The 16,413-nt window shown below is 39.4% G+C and carries 15 protein-coding genes and 4 tRNA genes; 8 read left to right on the forward strand and 11 right to left on the reverse strand.

The features are described from left to right. Positions 1–42 precede the first annotated feature (42 nt). The 5 genes from GM698_RS04415 to sfsA form a co-directional block, all read right to left on the reverse strand. Entirely contained in the window at positions 43–3,849 is a 3,807-nt protein-coding gene (locus GM698_RS04415; protein WP_209289713.1) for a YadA-like family protein, read from the reverse strand. A 304-nt stretch (positions 3,850–4,153) separates the two neighbouring features. Then, complete coding sequence (locus GM698_RS04420; protein ID WP_209289714.1) at positions 4,154–5,035, reverse strand: VirK/YbjX family protein; 882 nt, start codon at positions 5,033–5,035, stop codon at positions 4,154–4,156. An 87-nt stretch (positions 5,036–5,122) separates the two neighbouring features. Then, on the reverse strand, positions 5,123–6,445 hold the full coding sequence (gene hslU, locus GM698_RS04425; RefSeq protein WP_176807897.1) for an HslU--HslV peptidase ATPase subunit: 1,323 nt from the start codon (positions 6,443–6,445) through the stop codon (positions 5,123–5,125). Between the two features lie 55 nt (positions 6,446–6,500). Next, entirely contained in the window at positions 6,501–7,022 is a 522-nt protein-coding gene (gene hslV / locus GM698_RS04430) for an ATP-dependent protease subunit HslV (protein ID WP_209289715.1), read from the reverse strand. Between the two features lie 59 nt (positions 7,023–7,081). Next, on the reverse strand, positions 7,082–7,816 hold the full coding sequence (gene sfsA / locus GM698_RS04435) for a DNA/RNA nuclease SfsA (protein ID WP_176807896.1): 735 nt from the start codon (positions 7,814–7,816) through the stop codon (positions 7,082–7,084). A gap of 84 nt (positions 7,817–7,900) precedes the next feature. On the opposite strand from sfsA, the gene mutY reads away from it, so the two are divergent. The 8 genes from mutY to ffh all read left to right on the forward strand — a co-directional run bounded on the left by mutY (position 7,901) and on the right by ffh (position 12,759). Further along, a complete protein-coding gene (gene mutY, locus GM698_RS04440) occupies positions 7,901–9,043 on the forward strand; it encodes an A/G-specific adenine glycosylase (protein WP_209289716.1) in 1,143 nt (380 codons plus the stop codon). A 10-nt stretch (positions 9,044–9,053) separates the two neighbouring features. Beyond that, positions 9,054–9,323: an oxidative damage protection protein gene (locus GM698_RS04445; RefSeq protein WP_209289717.1), complete on the forward strand. Its 270-nt coding sequence runs from the start codon at positions 9,054–9,056 to the stop codon at positions 9,321–9,323. A gap of 18 nt (positions 9,324–9,341) precedes the next feature. Further along, positions 9,342–10,439, forward strand: coding sequence for a membrane-bound lytic murein transglycosylase MltC (mltC, locus tag GM698_RS04450; RefSeq protein WP_159628915.1), 1,098 nt, complete (start codon positions 9,342–9,344; stop codon positions 10,437–10,439). 134 nt (positions 10,440–10,573) lie between these two features. Then, a tRNA-Phe gene (locus tag GM698_RS04455) sits at positions 10,574–10,649 on the forward strand. Positions 10,650–10,654: 5 nt separating this feature from the next. Beyond that, positions 10,655–10,730 (forward strand) — tRNA-Asn (locus tag GM698_RS04460). A gap of 152 nt (positions 10,731–10,882) precedes the next feature. Further along, positions 10,883–10,958: transfer RNA gene (locus GM698_RS04465), tRNA-Phe, on the forward strand. 5 nt (positions 10,959–10,963) lie between these two features. Next, positions 10,964–11,039, forward strand: a tRNA-Asn gene (locus tag GM698_RS04470). Positions 11,040–11,364: 325 nt separating this feature from the next. Continuing rightward, a complete protein-coding gene (ffh, locus tag GM698_RS04475; RefSeq protein ID WP_209289718.1) occupies positions 11,365–12,759 on the forward strand; it encodes a signal recognition particle protein in 1,395 nt (464 codons plus the stop codon). Positions 12,760–12,821: 62 nt separating this feature from the next. On the opposite strand, the gene GM698_RS04480 is transcribed toward ffh, so the two are convergent. The 6 genes from GM698_RS04480 to fkpA all read right to left on the reverse strand — a co-directional run bounded on the left by GM698_RS04480 (position 12,822) and on the right by fkpA (position 16,353). Next, on the reverse strand, positions 12,822–13,766 hold the full coding sequence (locus GM698_RS04480) for a hypothetical protein (protein ID WP_176809360.1): 945 nt from the start codon (positions 13,764–13,766) through the stop codon (positions 12,822–12,824). Between the two features lie 61 nt (positions 13,767–13,827). Then, positions 13,828–14,100, reverse strand: a complete 273-nt coding sequence (tusB, locus tag GM698_RS04485) for a sulfurtransferase complex subunit TusB (RefSeq protein WP_176807891.1) — start codon at positions 14,098–14,100, stop codon at positions 13,828–13,830. A gap of 9 nt (positions 14,101–14,109) precedes the next feature. Beyond that, on the reverse strand, positions 14,110–14,481 hold the full coding sequence (gene tusC, locus GM698_RS04490) for a sulfurtransferase complex subunit TusC (RefSeq protein WP_159628910.1): 372 nt from the start codon (positions 14,479–14,481) through the stop codon (positions 14,110–14,112). A gap of 1 nt (position 14,482) precedes the next feature. Further along, the gene (gene tusD / locus GM698_RS04495; protein WP_159628909.1) at positions 14,483–14,860 is read right to left on the reverse strand and encodes a sulfurtransferase complex subunit TusD; all 378 of its coding nucleotides are present in this window, start codon (positions 14,858–14,860) and stop codon (positions 14,483–14,485) included. Next, complete coding sequence (locus GM698_RS04500) at positions 14,860–15,528, reverse strand: transcriptional regulator (RefSeq protein ID WP_159628908.1); 669 nt, start codon at positions 15,526–15,528, stop codon at positions 14,860–14,862. The genes tusD and GM698_RS04500 overlap by 1 nt, the downstream gene beginning before the upstream one ends. 99 nt (positions 15,529–15,627) lie before the next feature. After that, positions 15,628–16,353, reverse strand: a complete 726-nt coding sequence (gene fkpA, locus GM698_RS04505) for an FKBP-type peptidyl-prolyl cis-trans isomerase (protein ID WP_209289719.1) — start codon at positions 16,351–16,353, stop codon at positions 15,628–15,630. Positions 16,354–16,413: the final 60 nt, after the last annotated feature.

Raw genomic sequence — 16,413 nt, forward strand, 5'->3', positions numbered from 1 at the left:
TGCTTACAAGCGGTCTTATATACAGACTTCTTTGCACATCAATTAGAATTTAAATCCAACTGATGCCCCTCCGCCTACATCGCCTTTATTGCTCGCTGAGCCTATCAATTTCAGCGATACTTTACCATTATCTGATACTCTTGAATACCCCAATGCCACTGCCGTTGCCCCATTAAAGGTACCTGTACCGACCGATAGCATACTGTCTCCTGCACCCGGTGCATTGATTAAACTTGCCGCCGCATACGCCCCAGCAATCCCTGAACTCATCCGTTTTTCTGTGCGGGCTATCTTGTTCTCTAACTGATTCACTTGCCCCCCTAACGCATTCATCCCTCGGGTGAATTGCCCCATATTAACCGCATCGGTCTCCGATACCCCCTCTGCCACATTGGTGATTCGGCGTGTAACATTGGCATTGGCATTACCTACCGAGAATTCATTGTCGCTCATCGCCACCGAACCAGCGCCTACTGCAACGCTATTGCTGCCTTTCGCGACACTATTAGCACCGATTGCAACACTCTCCGCACCCTCTGCCTTCGCACTATTGCCTGTGCTATTTACAGAAACATATTTCGTATTTTGAGCTGCTGCATTTAACGCCGTTTTCACATTATTCGTCGTCTTCTTCTGCCCTTTCTCGTAGTAGTCGTATTCCGCTGTCAGTAAACCATCTGTCGTCACCGTCGCACCTAATATCTCTGCCACACGGGTTAACTTAACATTGACCTTCTCAGCTTCACCATCTAACTGACCTTTGTTGACGGCGTCATTTTTCGCTAAGCCGTCTGATACCTGAGTGATTCGTCGCGTTAACTCTAGCTCCGCATTACCCACTGCAAATTCGTTCTCTCCCAATGCCTTTGAGTTTGAGCCTACCGCAACGCTGTTTCTGCCTAATGCCTCGCTATTACCCCCCATCGCTACGCTCTCTTCTCCCGTCGCCTTTGAACCTTGCTCCGCATTCGTCTTCGCATTAAAGTGCTTGCTATTTTCCGATATGCCTGACAACGCCGATTTGACATCATTTACTGTCTTCTTCTCGCCTGCTTGGTAGTAATTGTATTCCACCTCTACCAACCCGTCTGCGGTTACACTCGCACCTAGCACCTTCGCAAGATTGTTCGCTTTCGTGTCTACTTTCCCTACTTCTGAGGCTATTTTGTCGTTCACTTTACCAATTTCAGCATCTACTTTTTGAGCAACGCCATCAATGCGAGTGTTTACTTTGCCAATTTCCGTATCCACTTTTTGGGCAACGCCATCAATACGAGTGTTTACTTTGCCAATTTCCGTATCCACTTTTTGGTCAACACCATCAATGCGAGTGTTTACTTTGCCAATTTCCGTATCCACTTTTTGAGCAACGCCATCAATTCGAATATTTACTTTTTCGGCTACACCGTCAATACGGGTGTTTACATTGCCAATTTCCGTATCCACTTTTTGGTCAACACCATCAATGCGAGTGTTTACTTTGCTAATTTCCGTATCCACTTTTTGGTCAACACCATCAATGCGAGTGTTTACTTTGCCAATTTCCGTATCCACTTTTTGGTCAACACCATCAATGCGAGTGTTTACTTTGCCAATTTCCGTATCCACTTTTTGAGCAACGCCATCAATACGGGTGTTTACATTGCTAATTTCAGTGTCTATTTTTGTATCCACCGCTTGGATTTGGTCTTTCACGTCTTTCAGTTGTGAAACGTTTACCGCATCTGTATCTGCCTTGCCTGCTGTCACATTCGTGATTTTTCGGGTAAATTCAGCTTTACCTAAATCATTTTCACCCACGCCCACCGAAACCTCATTCTCGCTAACTGCTAAAGAACCTGCACCTAACGCAACCGAGTTTATGCCTTTAGCCATTGCATTGCTGCCAAATGCGACTGCGTTTTCAGCTGTGGCTTGAGCTTCATTGCCTAAGGCTACCGCATTGTTACCTGTGGCTAAGGTATTTGCCCCATACGCAATCGCGTTTTCACCTGAGGCAAACGCATTTGCACCTTCTGCGAGCGAATTTTTACCGATATTTTTAATCGGTGAATTCGCTAACTGTTGGTTTAACTGCGCTAATTCCGCTTGTTTAGTAGCAAGATCTTCGTTTTGCTTTTCCAGTTCAGCTCTACGCTGATTTAACAGTTGCTCTTGCTCTCGTTTGCGATCTGCTAATGTTTCATCATCTGGCGATAAACCTAAACGGGAAATTTGTTCAATAAGTTGGTCAATATCGTTCTGTGTGCGATTTACTTTATTTTGAGCATCTGTTACCGCTTGCTTTAACTCTTTAGATTTTTCTCTTGTTAATTTAATTAACGTATTATTTTCATCATAAGTTCTAATATGATCTCTTGTTTGATTATATAACTCCTCCATTATATGTTGAACTGTGCTAAAGTCTTTTTTAATTACTTCATTTTTATATTCTAGAGTAAAACTACTAAAGTACCTTTCTTCATTAGATTTTTCTTTATCTATAAATTCTTTCCTTATCAGTAGATTTTTATTAATTCTATCTATTTCTATCTTGTTTTGCTCACTTAAAGGCTTCGATAATTCTGTTTTTAGCTTTGCCTGTAAGTTTAAGAAATCTTCAACAGCATTATTAAATTCTATAATCCTATCCATCTTTAACTTATAGTCACTTAAATCAAACCACCAATTATTATTAGAATAATCTACATAAGTAAGAAAATCTTTTAGAGATTTATTTGTAGAAATAAACCGATCTACATAACTCTTTTCTCCGCTTAAAACATTTTCAATGGAATACTTACTAATACGATTATCAAATAAATTTGAACTAAATGAATACACATATTTTCTATTTACTGGTGGTAGTCTCTCAAAATGATCATAACGAATATTTTGGTAATTATTAATAATATGATGAGAATTTGTACCACTAACTTTTGCTGAAAAATAAAAATAAAGTAACGACTTTAATTCTTTAACCGATGAAGGATCAGCTCTATTTGCGACATCTAAACCAATTAAATAAAAACCGTAGTCTGTATTAAATTTTGGTAACTCATTCGGGAGTTCAAGATCATCTTTAGTTCTGAAAAGATTTCTATATACACTTGGCTTTGATAGTATATATATACCATCCCCGTTATCCTGTACTGAATAGCCTAAGTTATCTTTTATTACCTTATTTAAATATTGAGCACTCACATCTGCTGTTACATTTCTAGCAACATACCCATCAATCAACTCTTTATATTGTAAATCTGTGAAACTGCCTTTTAATTCAGGAAAATCAGCTTCTATAATGGCTTTAATATCAGTAGTTAATTCATTTCTCCCATTACCTGACGGTTCGTCTAATTTTTTCCAGTCTAATTTATTAAATACATTATCATAATTAACATAAATACTATTGCCGCTACTATCTTTTGATAAACGATTATAGGCATTATTCGCTTGTTGTAATTGGTTTTGCTGTTCAATTAAATTATCTTGAATAACTTTTTTCTGGTTTTGCAAAGCGGTACGCCGCTCAATTAAACGAGCAACCTCAGTTTGGCGTTGGTTGATATCCGTAATACGACGTTCAATACTATCAATGAGGCTTTGAACAGAGGAAATTTGAGCATCAATTGTGTTGATTTCATTCTGTTTTTCGCCTAGTTGGCGTTCAATGTCTTCCACTGCTTTACGGCGTTCAGTAAATTGTTCACGGCTCATTCCCTCGCCTGTCGCAATCGCATTATGCCCTGTGGCAACACCATTTATTGAGGTGGCATAACTGCCCGGCCCATTCGCCGTTGAATTTGTGCCTACAGCGTAACCATTGCCAGACGCATACGCCGAGCCTGAAATCAGCACCGTAAGTAGCAACGAGGCTACACTACGCCGTGAGTGAGTGAGTGAGTGAGTGAGTGAGTGAGTGAGTGAGTGAGTGAGTGAGTGAGTGAGTGAGTGAGTGAGTGAGTGAGTGAGTGAGTGAGTGAGTTCATCATATAATCTTTTCTTTCTCTGTAAATAAAAAAATGCGATTTTAATCTATTTTTTGTGCTATTAACACTAAAATTTTAACCTGTGGATGGGAATTCTAGCGATAAAGCTCAAATTAAACAAGCGGTCTTTTTCTAGCCACTATTTGCAATATTTTTACTAAAAAAGACCGCTTGTTTATTTTTATTTACTCGTTCATATTTACATCAGATAAATGCAACGCCATTTCCATTGATTTTTTTAGATTATTGAGCATTTCATAACGCTTACGGTACATTGAACGTTTTTTGCTCGGAATATCTTCCATTGCCTTACTTTCCAATTCAAGCGGTAATTGCCAATATTTCCCTAAAATGCCATTAGCCTCAGCAAAAATCGCATCATAATCTACAACATAACGTTTACTTTGTACCCAGCGAGATTTATTTTGATATTTTTGCGGAATACCAAGTAAATGCTGATAACCTAATACGGCCGTTAAGGCTTTCATTGCTTCTACCATTAAATATGCAGGACGTAAGCCATAGCAATCTTTGGTTAATTGCTTAACAAGCTCTTTTGAATTTTCAAAATTAGGCCCTTGAATAACGGCAATTAGTAATGCATCATCTAATTTGCCAAAAGTCAGCAAATAAACTAATTGTTGGCTTGGCTTATAACGAAGTTCTAAAGCCCAAAAACCTTCCATTGGCTGGTGTTCATTAATGTTTAAAAGCAATTCAAAATCGGGAATGATTTCGCCAAAATTTACCGATTGTTGCCATAATGGTGGTAAATGGCTGAGTTTTTGCGGTAAAAACAGTAAATTTTCACAAATCTGCGCTAACCGTTGCGTTGCGGTAAAACGCTTATCTAGAAAGCGGTGAGCAAGCGGGTAACTATAACTAGGTCTTGCATTTAAAAGCGAGATTAGTTGGGGGTTCTGGGCAATAAATTGTTCAAATTTTTTAATTTGAATATGGTGCAGCCAAGAGCGGAGTTTATAACGCAAACGTTTTCCTGCATACGATTTTTTGCCACGATTAGGGTAAAGAGAGCTTGCAGCTGGCCATTTGTATTGATTTTTCATTTTGTCACTACCTTAATTATAAGAATGACAAGCGGTCAAATTTACAAAAAAATTTGCAAAAATAACCGCTTGTAACACTTACAACACTTATAAAATAAACCGACTTAAATCTTCGTTTTCCACCACCTCATTTAACGCCTCGTTCACATAATGCTCATCAATCACGATTTTCTCGCCTCGTCGTTCACTCGCATCAAAAGAAATGCCGTCCATTAAACGCTCCAGCACCGTGTGTAAACGTCTGGCTCCGATGTTTTCCGTTTTTTCATTCACCCGAAACGCACTTTCCGCAATGCGACTAATGCCTGCTGGCGTAAATTCAATCTCCACCCCTTCCGTTTTCATCAGCTCGCTATATTGTAAGGTTAATGACGCATTCGGCTCCGTTAATATACGCTCAAAATCCTCTTTCGTTAGCGAGTTTAATTCCACTCGAATCGGTAAACGTCCTTGTAATTCCGGTAATAAATCTGACGGGCGAGAGACTTGAAATGCGCCCGAGCAGATAAACAGAATGTGGTCGGTTTTTACCATTCCGTGTTTGGTATTAACCGTTGAGCCTTCAATAATCGGCAGTAAATCTCGCTGCACCCCTTCTCGAGATACCTCCCCGCCTGAGTGTTCACCTTTCTTACAAATTTTGTCAATTTCATCAATAAATACAATGCCGTGCTGTTCCACCGCTTCAATCGCTTGCTGTTTGAGCTCTTCAGGATTAACCAGTTTTGCCGCCTCTTCGTCTAACATCAACTTTAACGCCTCTTTAATCTTCAGTTTGCGTTTTTTCGTTTTGTTTGGCGACATCCCCTCAAACAGTGATTGCAGTTGCGAGGTCATTTCCTCCATACCCGGTGGGGTCATAATTTCAACGCTGACTTGTGCAGCCACATCAATCTCAATCTCTTTATCGTCAAGCTGACCTTCTCGTAATTTTTTCCGAAACGCTTGGCGTGTGGTTTGATTGTCCGTTTCTTGCACATTTCCCCATTGGTCTTTTGCTGGCGGCAGTAAAACGTCTAATATACGGTCTTCCGCTGCATCTTGTGCACGCATTTTGTTTTTTTCGACCGCTTGTTGGCGAACCAATTTCATCGACACATCCGCTAAATCACGAATAATCGACTCCACCTCTTTGCCCACATAGCCCACTTCAGTAAATTTAGTAGCTTCTACCTTAATAAAAGGTGCATTCGCCAATTTTGCCAAACGGCGGGCAATTTCTGTTTTGCCCACGCCCGTTGGACCAATCATTAAAATATTTTTCGGGGTCACTTCTTGACGAAGGGCTTCGGGTAGCTGCATTCTTCTCCAGCGGTTACGTAATGCTATCGCTACCGCACGTTTTGCCTCTTTTTGACCGATAATATGAGCATCTAACTCTGAGACGATTTCACGAGGGGTCATTGACATAAATTATTCCTTAAATTGATTACCCCCTCCCACAAGGGGAGAGGGTATTAAATGATTAAACTTCTTCAATTACGTGATGGTGATTGCTATAAATATCAATATCTCCCGCAATCTTTAAGGCTTCAGACACTATCTCTTTTGCCGATAAATCATTCTCGGTGCGAAGTAACGCCAAGGCTGCCGCTTTTGCATAATTACCGCCTGAACCTATCGCTAGCACCTCTTGCTCGGGCTCAATCACATCCCCTGAGCCTGATATTAATAAACATTCACTCTTATTCGCGACTATCATCATCGCTTCCAAACGGCGTAATGCTCGCTCTGTTCGCCACTCTTTTGCCAACTCCACCGCAGCTTTCACTAAATGACCTTGATGTAATTCAAGTTTCTTCTCAAATAAATCACGCAAAATAAACGCATCTGCCGTAGAGCCTGCAAAACCTGTCACGACGCTATCTTTATACAAACGACGCACTTTTTTCACGCTCCCTTTCTCAATGCTGTTGCCTAGCGTTGCTTGTCCATCACCGCCTAATGCGATTTTTCCGTCTTTGCGGACGCATACAATCGTTGTCATTTTATATCCTTTATGTTTAAACACTTTCGCTTATATGGGTATCATTATTGCGTTTTCAATTACAAGCGGGTGGGATTGATTAAATAATGGCAATGTTGATTTAATCGCATACCTTGTGGTTTGCCGTTTTCTAAAATCATTTCTACTTTATAAGTTAAGACTTTAACCTGTTGATTTTTCGCCACTTCCAACAATTCAGCGTAGTTAGGATCGATCTGTTTTGCCACTTCAAATGCCTGAATGCCAGTATGCAAAATAGCGAAAAAAATGACCGCTTGTTGCCCTTGCTGTGCGATTTTAGTCAGCTCTCGTAAGTGCTTCTGCCCCCGCTTGGTTTTAGCATCGGGAAACATACCGATGCCATTTTGGGTTAAGAGCGTGGTAGATTTCACTTCTACAAAACAATCCTGCAAGCGGTCAGATTTCAGTAAAAAATCGACACGGCTGTTTTCAGTGCCATATTTTTGTTCAGGTAAAATGTCTAGGTAAGCCGAAAGCTCCTTAATCCATTGATTTTCCAACGCTTCTTGCACAAGCTGGTTTGCCCTTAACGTATTTACACAAATAAAATCTCCAGCTTGGGTTTGGGTCAGTTCCCAAGTATGAGCATATTTACGTTTTGGGTTATTAGAAGTTGAAAACCAAACTGTATCGCCTGTGTTGGCACAGCCTGTCATCGCCCCCGTATTCGGGCAATGAATGGTCATTTTCTCGCCATTTGGGAGCTGAATATCAGCCAGAAAACGCTTGTAACGGCGAAGTAAAATGCCACTAGAAAGAGGAGGAAATTGCATTTCATTTTTCTCAATATGTAAAATTTTTGGCAAAAACAACCGCTTGCAGTATGATGATTTCTTTTTTCAATTTCAAGATTTTTAATGAGTAAGGATTCTGCACAATATCCATTGGCACAAGCGAAAGTGTCTGACCCATTTGCACAATCTGTATTGGCTTGGTTTGAGCAATATGGACGCAAGCATTTGCCTTGGCAACAAAATAAAACATTATATAAGGTTTGGCTATCAGAAGTGATGTTGCAACAAACCCAAGTGGTCACAGTTATTCCTTATTTTGAACGTTTTATTGAACGATTTCCAACTGTTACTGACTTAGCTAATGGCTCTATTGACGAAGTGTTACATTTATGGACGGGTTTGGGCTATTACGCTCGAGCGAGAAATTTACACAATGCGGCAGTGCAAATTCGAGATAAATTTGGTGGCGAATTTCCCACTCAATTTGATGATGTTCTGGCGTTGTCTGGCGTGGGAAGAAGTACAGCTGGAGCGGTGTTGTCTTCAGTGTTAAATTCCCCACACCCCATTTTAGACGGCAATGTAAAACGCGTGTTAAGTCGCTACTTTGCCGTTGAAGGCTGGGCTGGCGAAAAAGCGGTCGAAAATCAACTTTGGCGGTTAAGTGAACGTGTTACTCCCACCAAACAAGTGGCCGATTTTAACCAAGCAATGATGGATTTGGGGGCGATGATTTGTACTCGCACTAAACCGAAATGCCTGCTCTGTCCGCTACAAGAAAATTGCCAAACCAATGCAAGACAAGCGTGGGATAAATTCCCCGCAAAGAAACCGAAAAAAACCTTACCCGAACGCAAAGCCTATTTTTTAATTTTAAAAGCTGGCTCAAAAGTATTATTACAAAAGCGTGAAGAAAAAGGCATTTGGGGCGGATTATTTGCCTTTCCGCAATTTTCTAGTTTGGCAGAATTAGAAAAATGTGAACTTATGAATGATTTGAGCATTTCACAGCAATTAACTACATTTAGGCACACATTTAGCCATTTTCATTTGGATATTACTCCGATTTTAGTCGAGGTCAATTTGCAAAAAAAAGATAAAAAACTACCGCTTGTTGCCCAGGAAAACGCAGGAAATTATCTCTCGAGTATATCTTCAAAGGCTGATTATTGGTATGATTTCGGCCAACATAATGAAATAGGTTTAGCCACGCCAGTTAAACGCATTTTAGATGAGCTGGCGTTTAGCGTAACAAACAAAAATTAAGGATTAAATTATGGCTCGTACCGTATTTTGCGAATACTTAAAACAAGATGCCGAAGGCTTAGACTTTCAACTGTATCCAGGAGAACTCGGCAAACGTATTTTTGATACTATCAGTAAACACGCGTGGTCTGAATGGATTAAAAAACAGACGATGATTGTGAACGAGAAAAAACTCAATATGATGAATCCTGAGCATCGCAAGCTGCTTGAAGAGGAAATGGTGAATTTTTTATTTGAAGGTAAAGAAATCATTATTGAGGGCTATAAGCCAATCGCATAATTCAAGGTTAAATTCAAAATGAAAAAATATGCAAAATATTTGCCAATGCTGGCAATTATTCCCTTTCTTGTGGCTTGTGGTAGCAATAAGTCCTCAAGTGACAAGAGAACAAAATCTACCCGCATAGATTATTCAAAAGATACAAATGGCTTAGATATTTTAACAGGTCAATTTTCGCATAATATTGATGATATTTGGGGAAGTAGTGAGCTATTAGTTGCAAGTAAGAAAGACTATGTAAAATATACCGATAAATTCTACACACGTAGCCATATTTCTTTTGAAGAAGGGGTGATTACGATTGAAACTTTAGGCAATCAAAACCATCTTCGCAACTCCATTGTTCATACATTATTAATGGGTAGGGATCCTAGAGGGATCGACTTGTTTTCATCAGGCGATGTGCCTATTAGCACAAATCCTTTCTTAAAAGGCCAGGTAAGAGATCAATTTTCGCGTGATATTACGAATGTAGCACTTGCAAATGATTTTGCTACCTATTTGCTACAAAATAAACTACAAACTCGCCGTTTAAAAAATGGTCAGACGGTAACTTATGTGACCATCAAAATGGTGGCGTGGCACGTTGAAGTACGTGCAAGACAATATTTACCACTTGTGCGTAGAATGGCTAAACGATATGGCATTGAACCAAGCCTCATTTTAGGGATTATGGAGGTGGAATCTTCTTTCAATCCTTATGCGGTAAGTTATGCTAATGCAATTGGTTTAATGCAAGTAGTACCCCGCACGGCAGGGCGTGATATTTTTGTGCGTAAGGGTATGAGCGGACAGCCTAGCCGTGAATACCTCTACAATCCATCAAATAATATTGATGCAGGAACACTCTACTTAAAGATTTTACGTGATGAATATCTAGATGGTATTGCCGATCCATTAGCGAAACGCTATGCGATGATTTCAGCCTATAATAGTGGTGCAGGAGCGGTATTGCGTGTGTTTAATTCAGACAAATACGCTGCAATCAATAAAATTAATGATCTTTCAGCCGATGCGGTTTATCGAATTTTAACGACCGCCCATCCTTCATCTCAAGCACGTAATTATTTAAGAAAAGTAACAACTGCGAGAGAGAAATATCAAAATATTCGATAACACATAAATTATGCTGTTTTTTAGCCGAAAAGTATAAAAAAAAAACACTTAAACCCAAGTTTTTTTAAATTCAGTAAAAAATGTTTGACGTTAGCAGGTGAAATCAGCATAATGCACTCCGCAAATGACGAGTTGCCTCGATAGCTCAGTCGGTAGAGCAGGGGATTGAAAATCCCCGTGTCGGTGGTTCGATTCCGCCTCGAGGCACCATCTATTCCTCCTTAGTTCAGTCGGTAGAACGGTGGACTGTTAATCCATATGTCGCAGGTTCGAGTCCCGCAGGAGGAGCCATATTACAAGCCCTGATGAGCAATCATCAGGGTTTTCTGTTTAGGAGTTTTGAAGCAAATTGCTCAATTTTTAGTATGATGTAGTCAAAAGTTAAATTTCCATTTGACGAAGCCTAAAAAAATCAGCATAATGCACTCCGCAAATGACAAGTTGCCTCGATAGCTCAGTCGGTAGAGCAGGGGATTGAAAATCCCCGTGTCGGTGGTTCGATTCCGCCTCGAGGCACCATCTATTCCTCCTTAGTTCAGTCGGTAGAACGGTGGACTGTTAATCCATATGTCGCAGGTTCGAGTCCCGCAGGAGGAGCCATATTATAAAGCCCTGATGAGAAATCATCGGGGCTTTAGCTTTTCTCTCGTTTTATAAAAATTTAAATCATTTTGTGATTTACTTCTCATTTCTAATACAAATTTGCAAATATCACTTCACTTTTATCTATAACTCGGAGTATCATTAACACACATTATAACAAGTAATAATGATTCCTCGAATATCGTCAAATTTTACGGCATAGCGTTAGGTTATGCCGTTTTTTTATCTCTATAATCCACTCACTTTTTTCTGTATAATGTTCGCAATTTATCGCTTACAAGCGGTTCTTTTTTCTAAAAATTTGCAAATTGAGACAATAATCATGTTTGAAAACTTATCCGATAAACTTTCCAAAACGCTACGTCAGATTACAGGTAAAGGCCGCCTAACCGATGATAATATTAAAGATACGTTGCGTGAAGTGCGTATGGCATTGCTTGAAGCAGATGTGGCTCTCCCTGTGGTGCGTGATTTTATTAACAAGGTTAAAGAGCGTGCGTTAGGCGTTGAAGTTAATAAAAGTTTAACCCCAGGTCAAGAGTTCTTAAAAATCGTTCAACGTGAATTAGAAGTCGCAATGGGCGAATCAAATGAAGAACTTAACCTTGCTACACAACCGCCAGCTGTTATCTTAATGGCAGGTTTACAAGGTGCAGGTAAAACAACCTCTGTTGGAAAATTAGCAAAATTCTTAAAAGAAGGTCACAAGAAAAAAGTATTGGTGGTTTCTGCCGATGTTTACCGCCCTGCCGCAATTAAACAGCTCCAAACCTTAGCTGAAGCGTTAAATGTTGATTTCTTCCCAACCGAAACTAGCCAAAAACCAGTGGCAATTGCAGAAGCGGCACTTAAGCACGCAAAACTAAATTTCTTTGATGTATTGATTGTCGATACGGCAGGTCGCTTGCACGTTGATGGCGAAATGATGGCAGAAATCCAGCAGATTCACGCCGTCCTTAATCCAGTAGAAACGCTCTTTACTGTTGATGCAATGACAGGTCAAGATGCGGCAAATACCGCCAAAGCCTTTAACGAAGCCCTGCCATTAACTGGGGTAATTTTAACCAAAGTTGATGGCGATGCGCGTGGTGGTGCGGCACTTTCTATTCGTCAAATTACAGGCAAGCCAATTAAATTCTTAGGTGTGGGCGAAAAAACCGATGCTTTAGAGCCTTTCCACCCTGATCGGGTGGCTTCTCGCATTCTAGGTATGGGCGATGTGATGTCTTTAATTGAAGATATTCAGCGTTCAGTCGATCAGGAAAAAGCCGAGAAAATTGCGGCTAAATTCAAGAAAGGCGATGATTTTACCCTTGAAGATTTCCGCGAGCAGCTTATTGAGATGAAAAAAATGGGCGGTATGATGTCAATGCTGGATAAGTTACCTGGTGCAAAAAATCTGCCCGAACACGTTAAAAATCAAGTTGATGATAAGATGTTCGTTAAAATGGAAGCCATCATCAACTCTATGACGTTAAAAGAACGTGCTCATCCTGAGATTATCAAAGGTTCACGTCGTCGCCGTATTGCATTAGGTTCTGGCACACAAGTGCAAGATGTGAATAAACTGCTCAAACAGTTTGACGATATGCAACGTATGATGAAAAAAATGCGTAAAGGTGGAATGGCTAAAATGATGCGTGGTATGAAAGGTGCTCTCGGCGGACTTGGCGGTGGCGGTTTGGGCGCACTCGGCGGAATGTTTGGAAAACGCTAATCATCAACAAGCGGTTGATTTTGTAAAAAATATTGCAAAATCGACCGCTTGTATTATATAAATTAGAAAATTGCTTCTAAACGTAAAAATGTGTGAGCAAAGTGCTTACGATTTCCATCTTTATTATTGTAGAAGCTGATTTCTGGTTGAACAAAAACCCAATTACTCCAGAGTGGCTGGCGATAGGTAACAAATGGCCCCCAATAATTCAGTTTGGATACATTTTTATCTAAACGCCCCCCCATACCAATACCATAAGTGATATGTGTAAGTGGCTTTAAGCTGTGCTGGCGGTAGAGACTATTTCCCCAGCTTTTCTCTTCATCTACATCGTGACGATATTCAAAATTAGTATGATTCATAATGAAAGTCGTCTCATTTTCTGTATATTTATTTTCAAAGTTGGTGCGTAAATAATGCTTACTTTCCGTACCGTAACGGTAGATTTGTTCTAGGCGAGTGCTAAATTGATCGGTAATTTGCCAATTTTTGCTGATGCGTAAACGTCCGAAAATATCACTACCTGAACGAATTCCCGCATCTAAATCAGTATCAATTCCTAACGATTTAATACCATCAGACCAGCGTAGTCCAATTGATGCGTTGGAATCACGTGCTTCGCGAGAATTATAATGTTTTTTAGGATCCACATTTTTGTATAATTTTCCAACGTAGTTTTTATCTGTTAATTCGTTATCCAGCTCGTCATCACCAAATACCACATTTAAATGTTTCTTTAAAACAGGCAGTTTGATTTTACCACGCACACGAGGCTTAGCTGAAAATTTATCGAATTTATTCCAACTGCTATCTAATATCACACGCAAAGAAGCCGTGCCAGGTTTATCCGGATCGGCATCACCTAGCCAACTATTAATATTATTTGCCCAATGATCTAATGTATTGCTGGCTTTGGTATGTTGTTTGTCTATCCAAGTTGTATTATTTTGTGCAGTGGCAAACACTGGTGCCAGAGCAAGTAATGAAACAAGATATTTTGTCTTCATTGTAAGTCCTCCTTTAAGGTAGCCACATCATAATCCAATTTATTTGCTATGACAAAGGAAATCACACCTCAACTTGAGGGTAGTAAACTTCACTTAACTTAACAAATTCTGATAATGAAATGGTATGAAATTCAGAAAGTAATGGTTGCAGCCCTCTTGCGATAACATCTTTCTCTAAAAGATAACAACGGGGCAAATTTGCAAAAAATTGTGGATTTTTGACCGCTTGTAACACGCCATCTTGCCATAAAATAACAGCATCGTTGTCATTTACATAATTTAATAAACTCAGCGTTTCATCATTATATTGTGCTTTGGAGAGCGTATAAAGCATCGGTATTCCTTAAAAAGTCATCACTTTTTCTGCTTGGCTAAGTAATATAAGTATTTCAGATTGTGTTTTAAATTGAAGATGTGGCAATACCCAATTCGCATGCTCTAATCTACGCAAATTCACGCTCTCTTGGCATACAAAACACTCATTAAGATCGTAGAGATCTAATAATTTAAAAGTAGAAATATGATCTTTTTGCAAAATTTGCTCTGGCTGCTGGTTTGAAACCAAATTAAATACACCATCATTTATAAAGCAGATAGCGATCTCTTGCTCATCACAAAACGCACTCGCCGCAAGTAGGGCATCTAATCCTTCACGGCTCATTGCCGATCCAAAAGGGGGCCGTGTAAATAGAAAAGCGATTTTATATTTTTTCATTTTAAAATGTGAGCACTCTGTCGGCTTTTAATACAGCTTGGCTGAATTCGCCCAGTCCTGCAAGGGTAAATCCTTGAGCTAAATTGGTTGTTGAAATAGCTGTAGTTTGTTCATCCACCACGCCCCTACGTTGAGCAGCAGCAATACATAAATGCAGTTGCAAGCGGTGTAATTCGGCTAATTTTTTCCATTTTAGGACTAAATTAATTTCATCACTTGCTGGATTAACCAACGCATTAGCATTGCTCACCCCTTCTTGAAAAAAGAATACTTGGCGAATGATATGTTTTGCTTGCAATAACTCTTCCGCCACTTGATAGGCTAAAAACGCCCCTTGCGATCCATAAACGGGTGATTTTACCGCTAGAACATACTCCATTAATCGCTATCTCCATTTTCTGGCTGCTTGATTTGGCGAATATAGAGATAAACCGTATGGCGAGAAATCGCTAATTTTTCTGCCACTTGGTTAATTGCATCTTTAATATCAAAAATGCCTTTTTCAAACAGCGAAATCACAATTTGGCGATTTTTATTATTGTTGGAAGTATTGCGATCTACCATAACATCATCAATGGTTGTTTGAATCGTTTGAGCAACTAAATCTTCTATTGAGCTTGCAAAAGTCACATCTGCAGCTTCATCTTGTGGGGCAATAAAAGAAGCCAGAAATTGCGAAGTCGGCACGTCTAAATTGATATTAATGCACAATAGTCCGATAACGTGCTGCTTACCGTTACGAATAGCCACCGTGATAGATTTCATCAACACACCACCTTTCACCTTCGTGAAATAGGGTTTAGAAACGCTATCGGTTGCCATATGATGCAATGATTTTAGTGCTCGATCGTTAATGGGCGAACCAATTTTACGATTGGTGTTATGTCCGTTTGCTATGTAAATAGCGGAATGTTCAAGAAATTCTAATGAATGCAACACTATCTCGCAATGCTCACCAATAAGCGCGGCAATGCCATCTACAATCGGAAAATAGGACGCCAGAATGGCATGATCTTCATCAGAAAAAGGGGTGAATTTTTTGGTCATAATACAAATTACAAGCGGTTAGTTTTATTACATTTTTTGCAAATCTTATAATAAATCTAACCGCTTTTGTAGGTTCAATGATTAGGCTTTTATGCCAAATTATTTTTTAGCTTCTGCTGCTTTGAAATCTAATAATTCAATTTCAAATTTTAAGGTTGAATTTGCTGGAATTTTGCCAGCTGTACGCTCGCCATAACCCAATTTAGGTGGAACAACAATTTCCATTTTGCCACCTTTTTTCAACATTGGGATGGCTTCAATCCACGCAGGAATTAATTGATTTAACTGAAATTCAATCGGTTCGCCACGCTCATAAGAGCTATCAAAAACAGTGCCATCTGTTAAAGTGCCTTTATAGTGAACTTTAACCACATCTTGTGGTTTTGGCGATTCGCCTTCGCCTGCTTTTTCAATTTTGTATAACAAGCCCGAAGATGTTTCTTTCACACCTGACTGTTTTTTATAATCTGCACGGAATTTATCACCTGCGGCAACAGTTACTTTAGTTTTTTCTTCATTAATTTGAGCTTCTTTTGCTGATAAATAAACATCTAAAGATTTTAACTGCTTTTGTAAATCTTCATCCGTCAATTTACCTGTTTTCTTTAACGTATCTTGTACACCATCTAAAATTCTATCTTGATTATAGGTAAAAATTTCTTTTTGTGATTCAATTACACCATCGATATTTTTACCCATTAATACGCCAACCGCATAAGATGACTCATCAATAAACTTTGGGTTAGCTTTTTCTTCAGCCATTGCATTTGTTGCCAAAACAGCACTTGCAATAACGGCAATTGCAGATAACTTAGTTTTTAACATAATTTTTCCTTATAAAAATAACTGTTAAGAAGACGCTAGATAGGGTAAAGTGTAATTTCA

The organism is Mannheimia sp. ZY171111 (genome assembly GCF_017750945.1).
GTDB lineage: Bacteria > Pseudomonadota > Gammaproteobacteria > Enterobacterales > Pasteurellaceae > Mannheimia > Mannheimia pernigra.

What these genes read in the sequence shown, in the direction of transcription:
- GM698_RS04420 (WP_209289714.1), bottom strand. Translation starts at nt 5,035, where the DNA reads ATGAAAAATCAATACAAATGGCCAGCTGCAAGCTCTCTTTACCCTAAT.
- hslU (WP_176807897.1), bottom strand. Translation starts at nt 6,445, where the DNA reads ATGTCAATGACCCCTCGTGAAATCGTCTCAGAGTTAGATGCTCATATT.
- hslV (WP_209289715.1), bottom strand. Translation starts at nt 7,022, where the DNA reads ATGACAACGATTGTATGCGTCCGCAAAGACGGAAAAATCGCATTAGGC.
- sfsA (WP_176807896.1), bottom strand. Translation starts at nt 7,816, where the DNA reads ATGCAATTTCCTCCTCTTTCTAGTGGCATTTTACTTCGCCGTTACAAG.
- mutY (WP_209289716.1), top strand. Translation starts at nt 7,901, where the DNA reads ATGAGTAAGGATTCTGCACAATATCCATTGGCACAAGCGAAAGTGTCT.
- GM698_RS04445 (WP_209289717.1), top strand. Translation starts at nt 9,054, where the DNA reads ATGGCTCGTACCGTATTTTGCGAATACTTAAAACAAGATGCCGAAGGC.
- mltC (WP_159628915.1), top strand. Translation starts at nt 9,342, where the DNA reads ATGAAAAAATATGCAAAATATTTGCCAATGCTGGCAATTATTCCCTTT.
- ffh (WP_209289718.1), top strand. Translation starts at nt 11,365, where the DNA reads ATGTTTGAAAACTTATCCGATAAACTTTCCAAAACGCTACGTCAGATT.
- GM698_RS04480 (WP_176809360.1), bottom strand. Translation starts at nt 13,766, where the DNA reads ATGAAGACAAAATATCTTGTTTCATTACTTGCTCTGGCACCAGTGTTT.
- tusB (WP_176807891.1), bottom strand. Translation starts at nt 14,100, where the DNA reads ATGCTTTATACGCTCTCCAAAGCACAATATAATGATGAAACGCTGAGT.
- tusC (WP_159628910.1), bottom strand. Translation starts at nt 14,481, where the DNA reads ATGAAAAAATATAAAATCGCTTTTCTATTTACACGGCCCCCTTTTGGA.
- tusD (WP_159628909.1), bottom strand. Translation starts at nt 14,860, where the DNA reads ATGGAGTATGTTCTAGCGGTAAAATCACCCGTTTATGGATCGCAAGGG.
- GM698_RS04500 (WP_159628908.1), bottom strand. Translation starts at nt 15,528, where the DNA reads ATGACCAAAAAATTCACCCCTTTTTCTGATGAAGATCATGCCATTCTG.
- fkpA (WP_209289719.1), bottom strand. Translation starts at nt 16,353, where the DNA reads ATGTTAAAAACTAAGTTATCTGCAATTGCCGTTATTGCAAGTGCTGTT.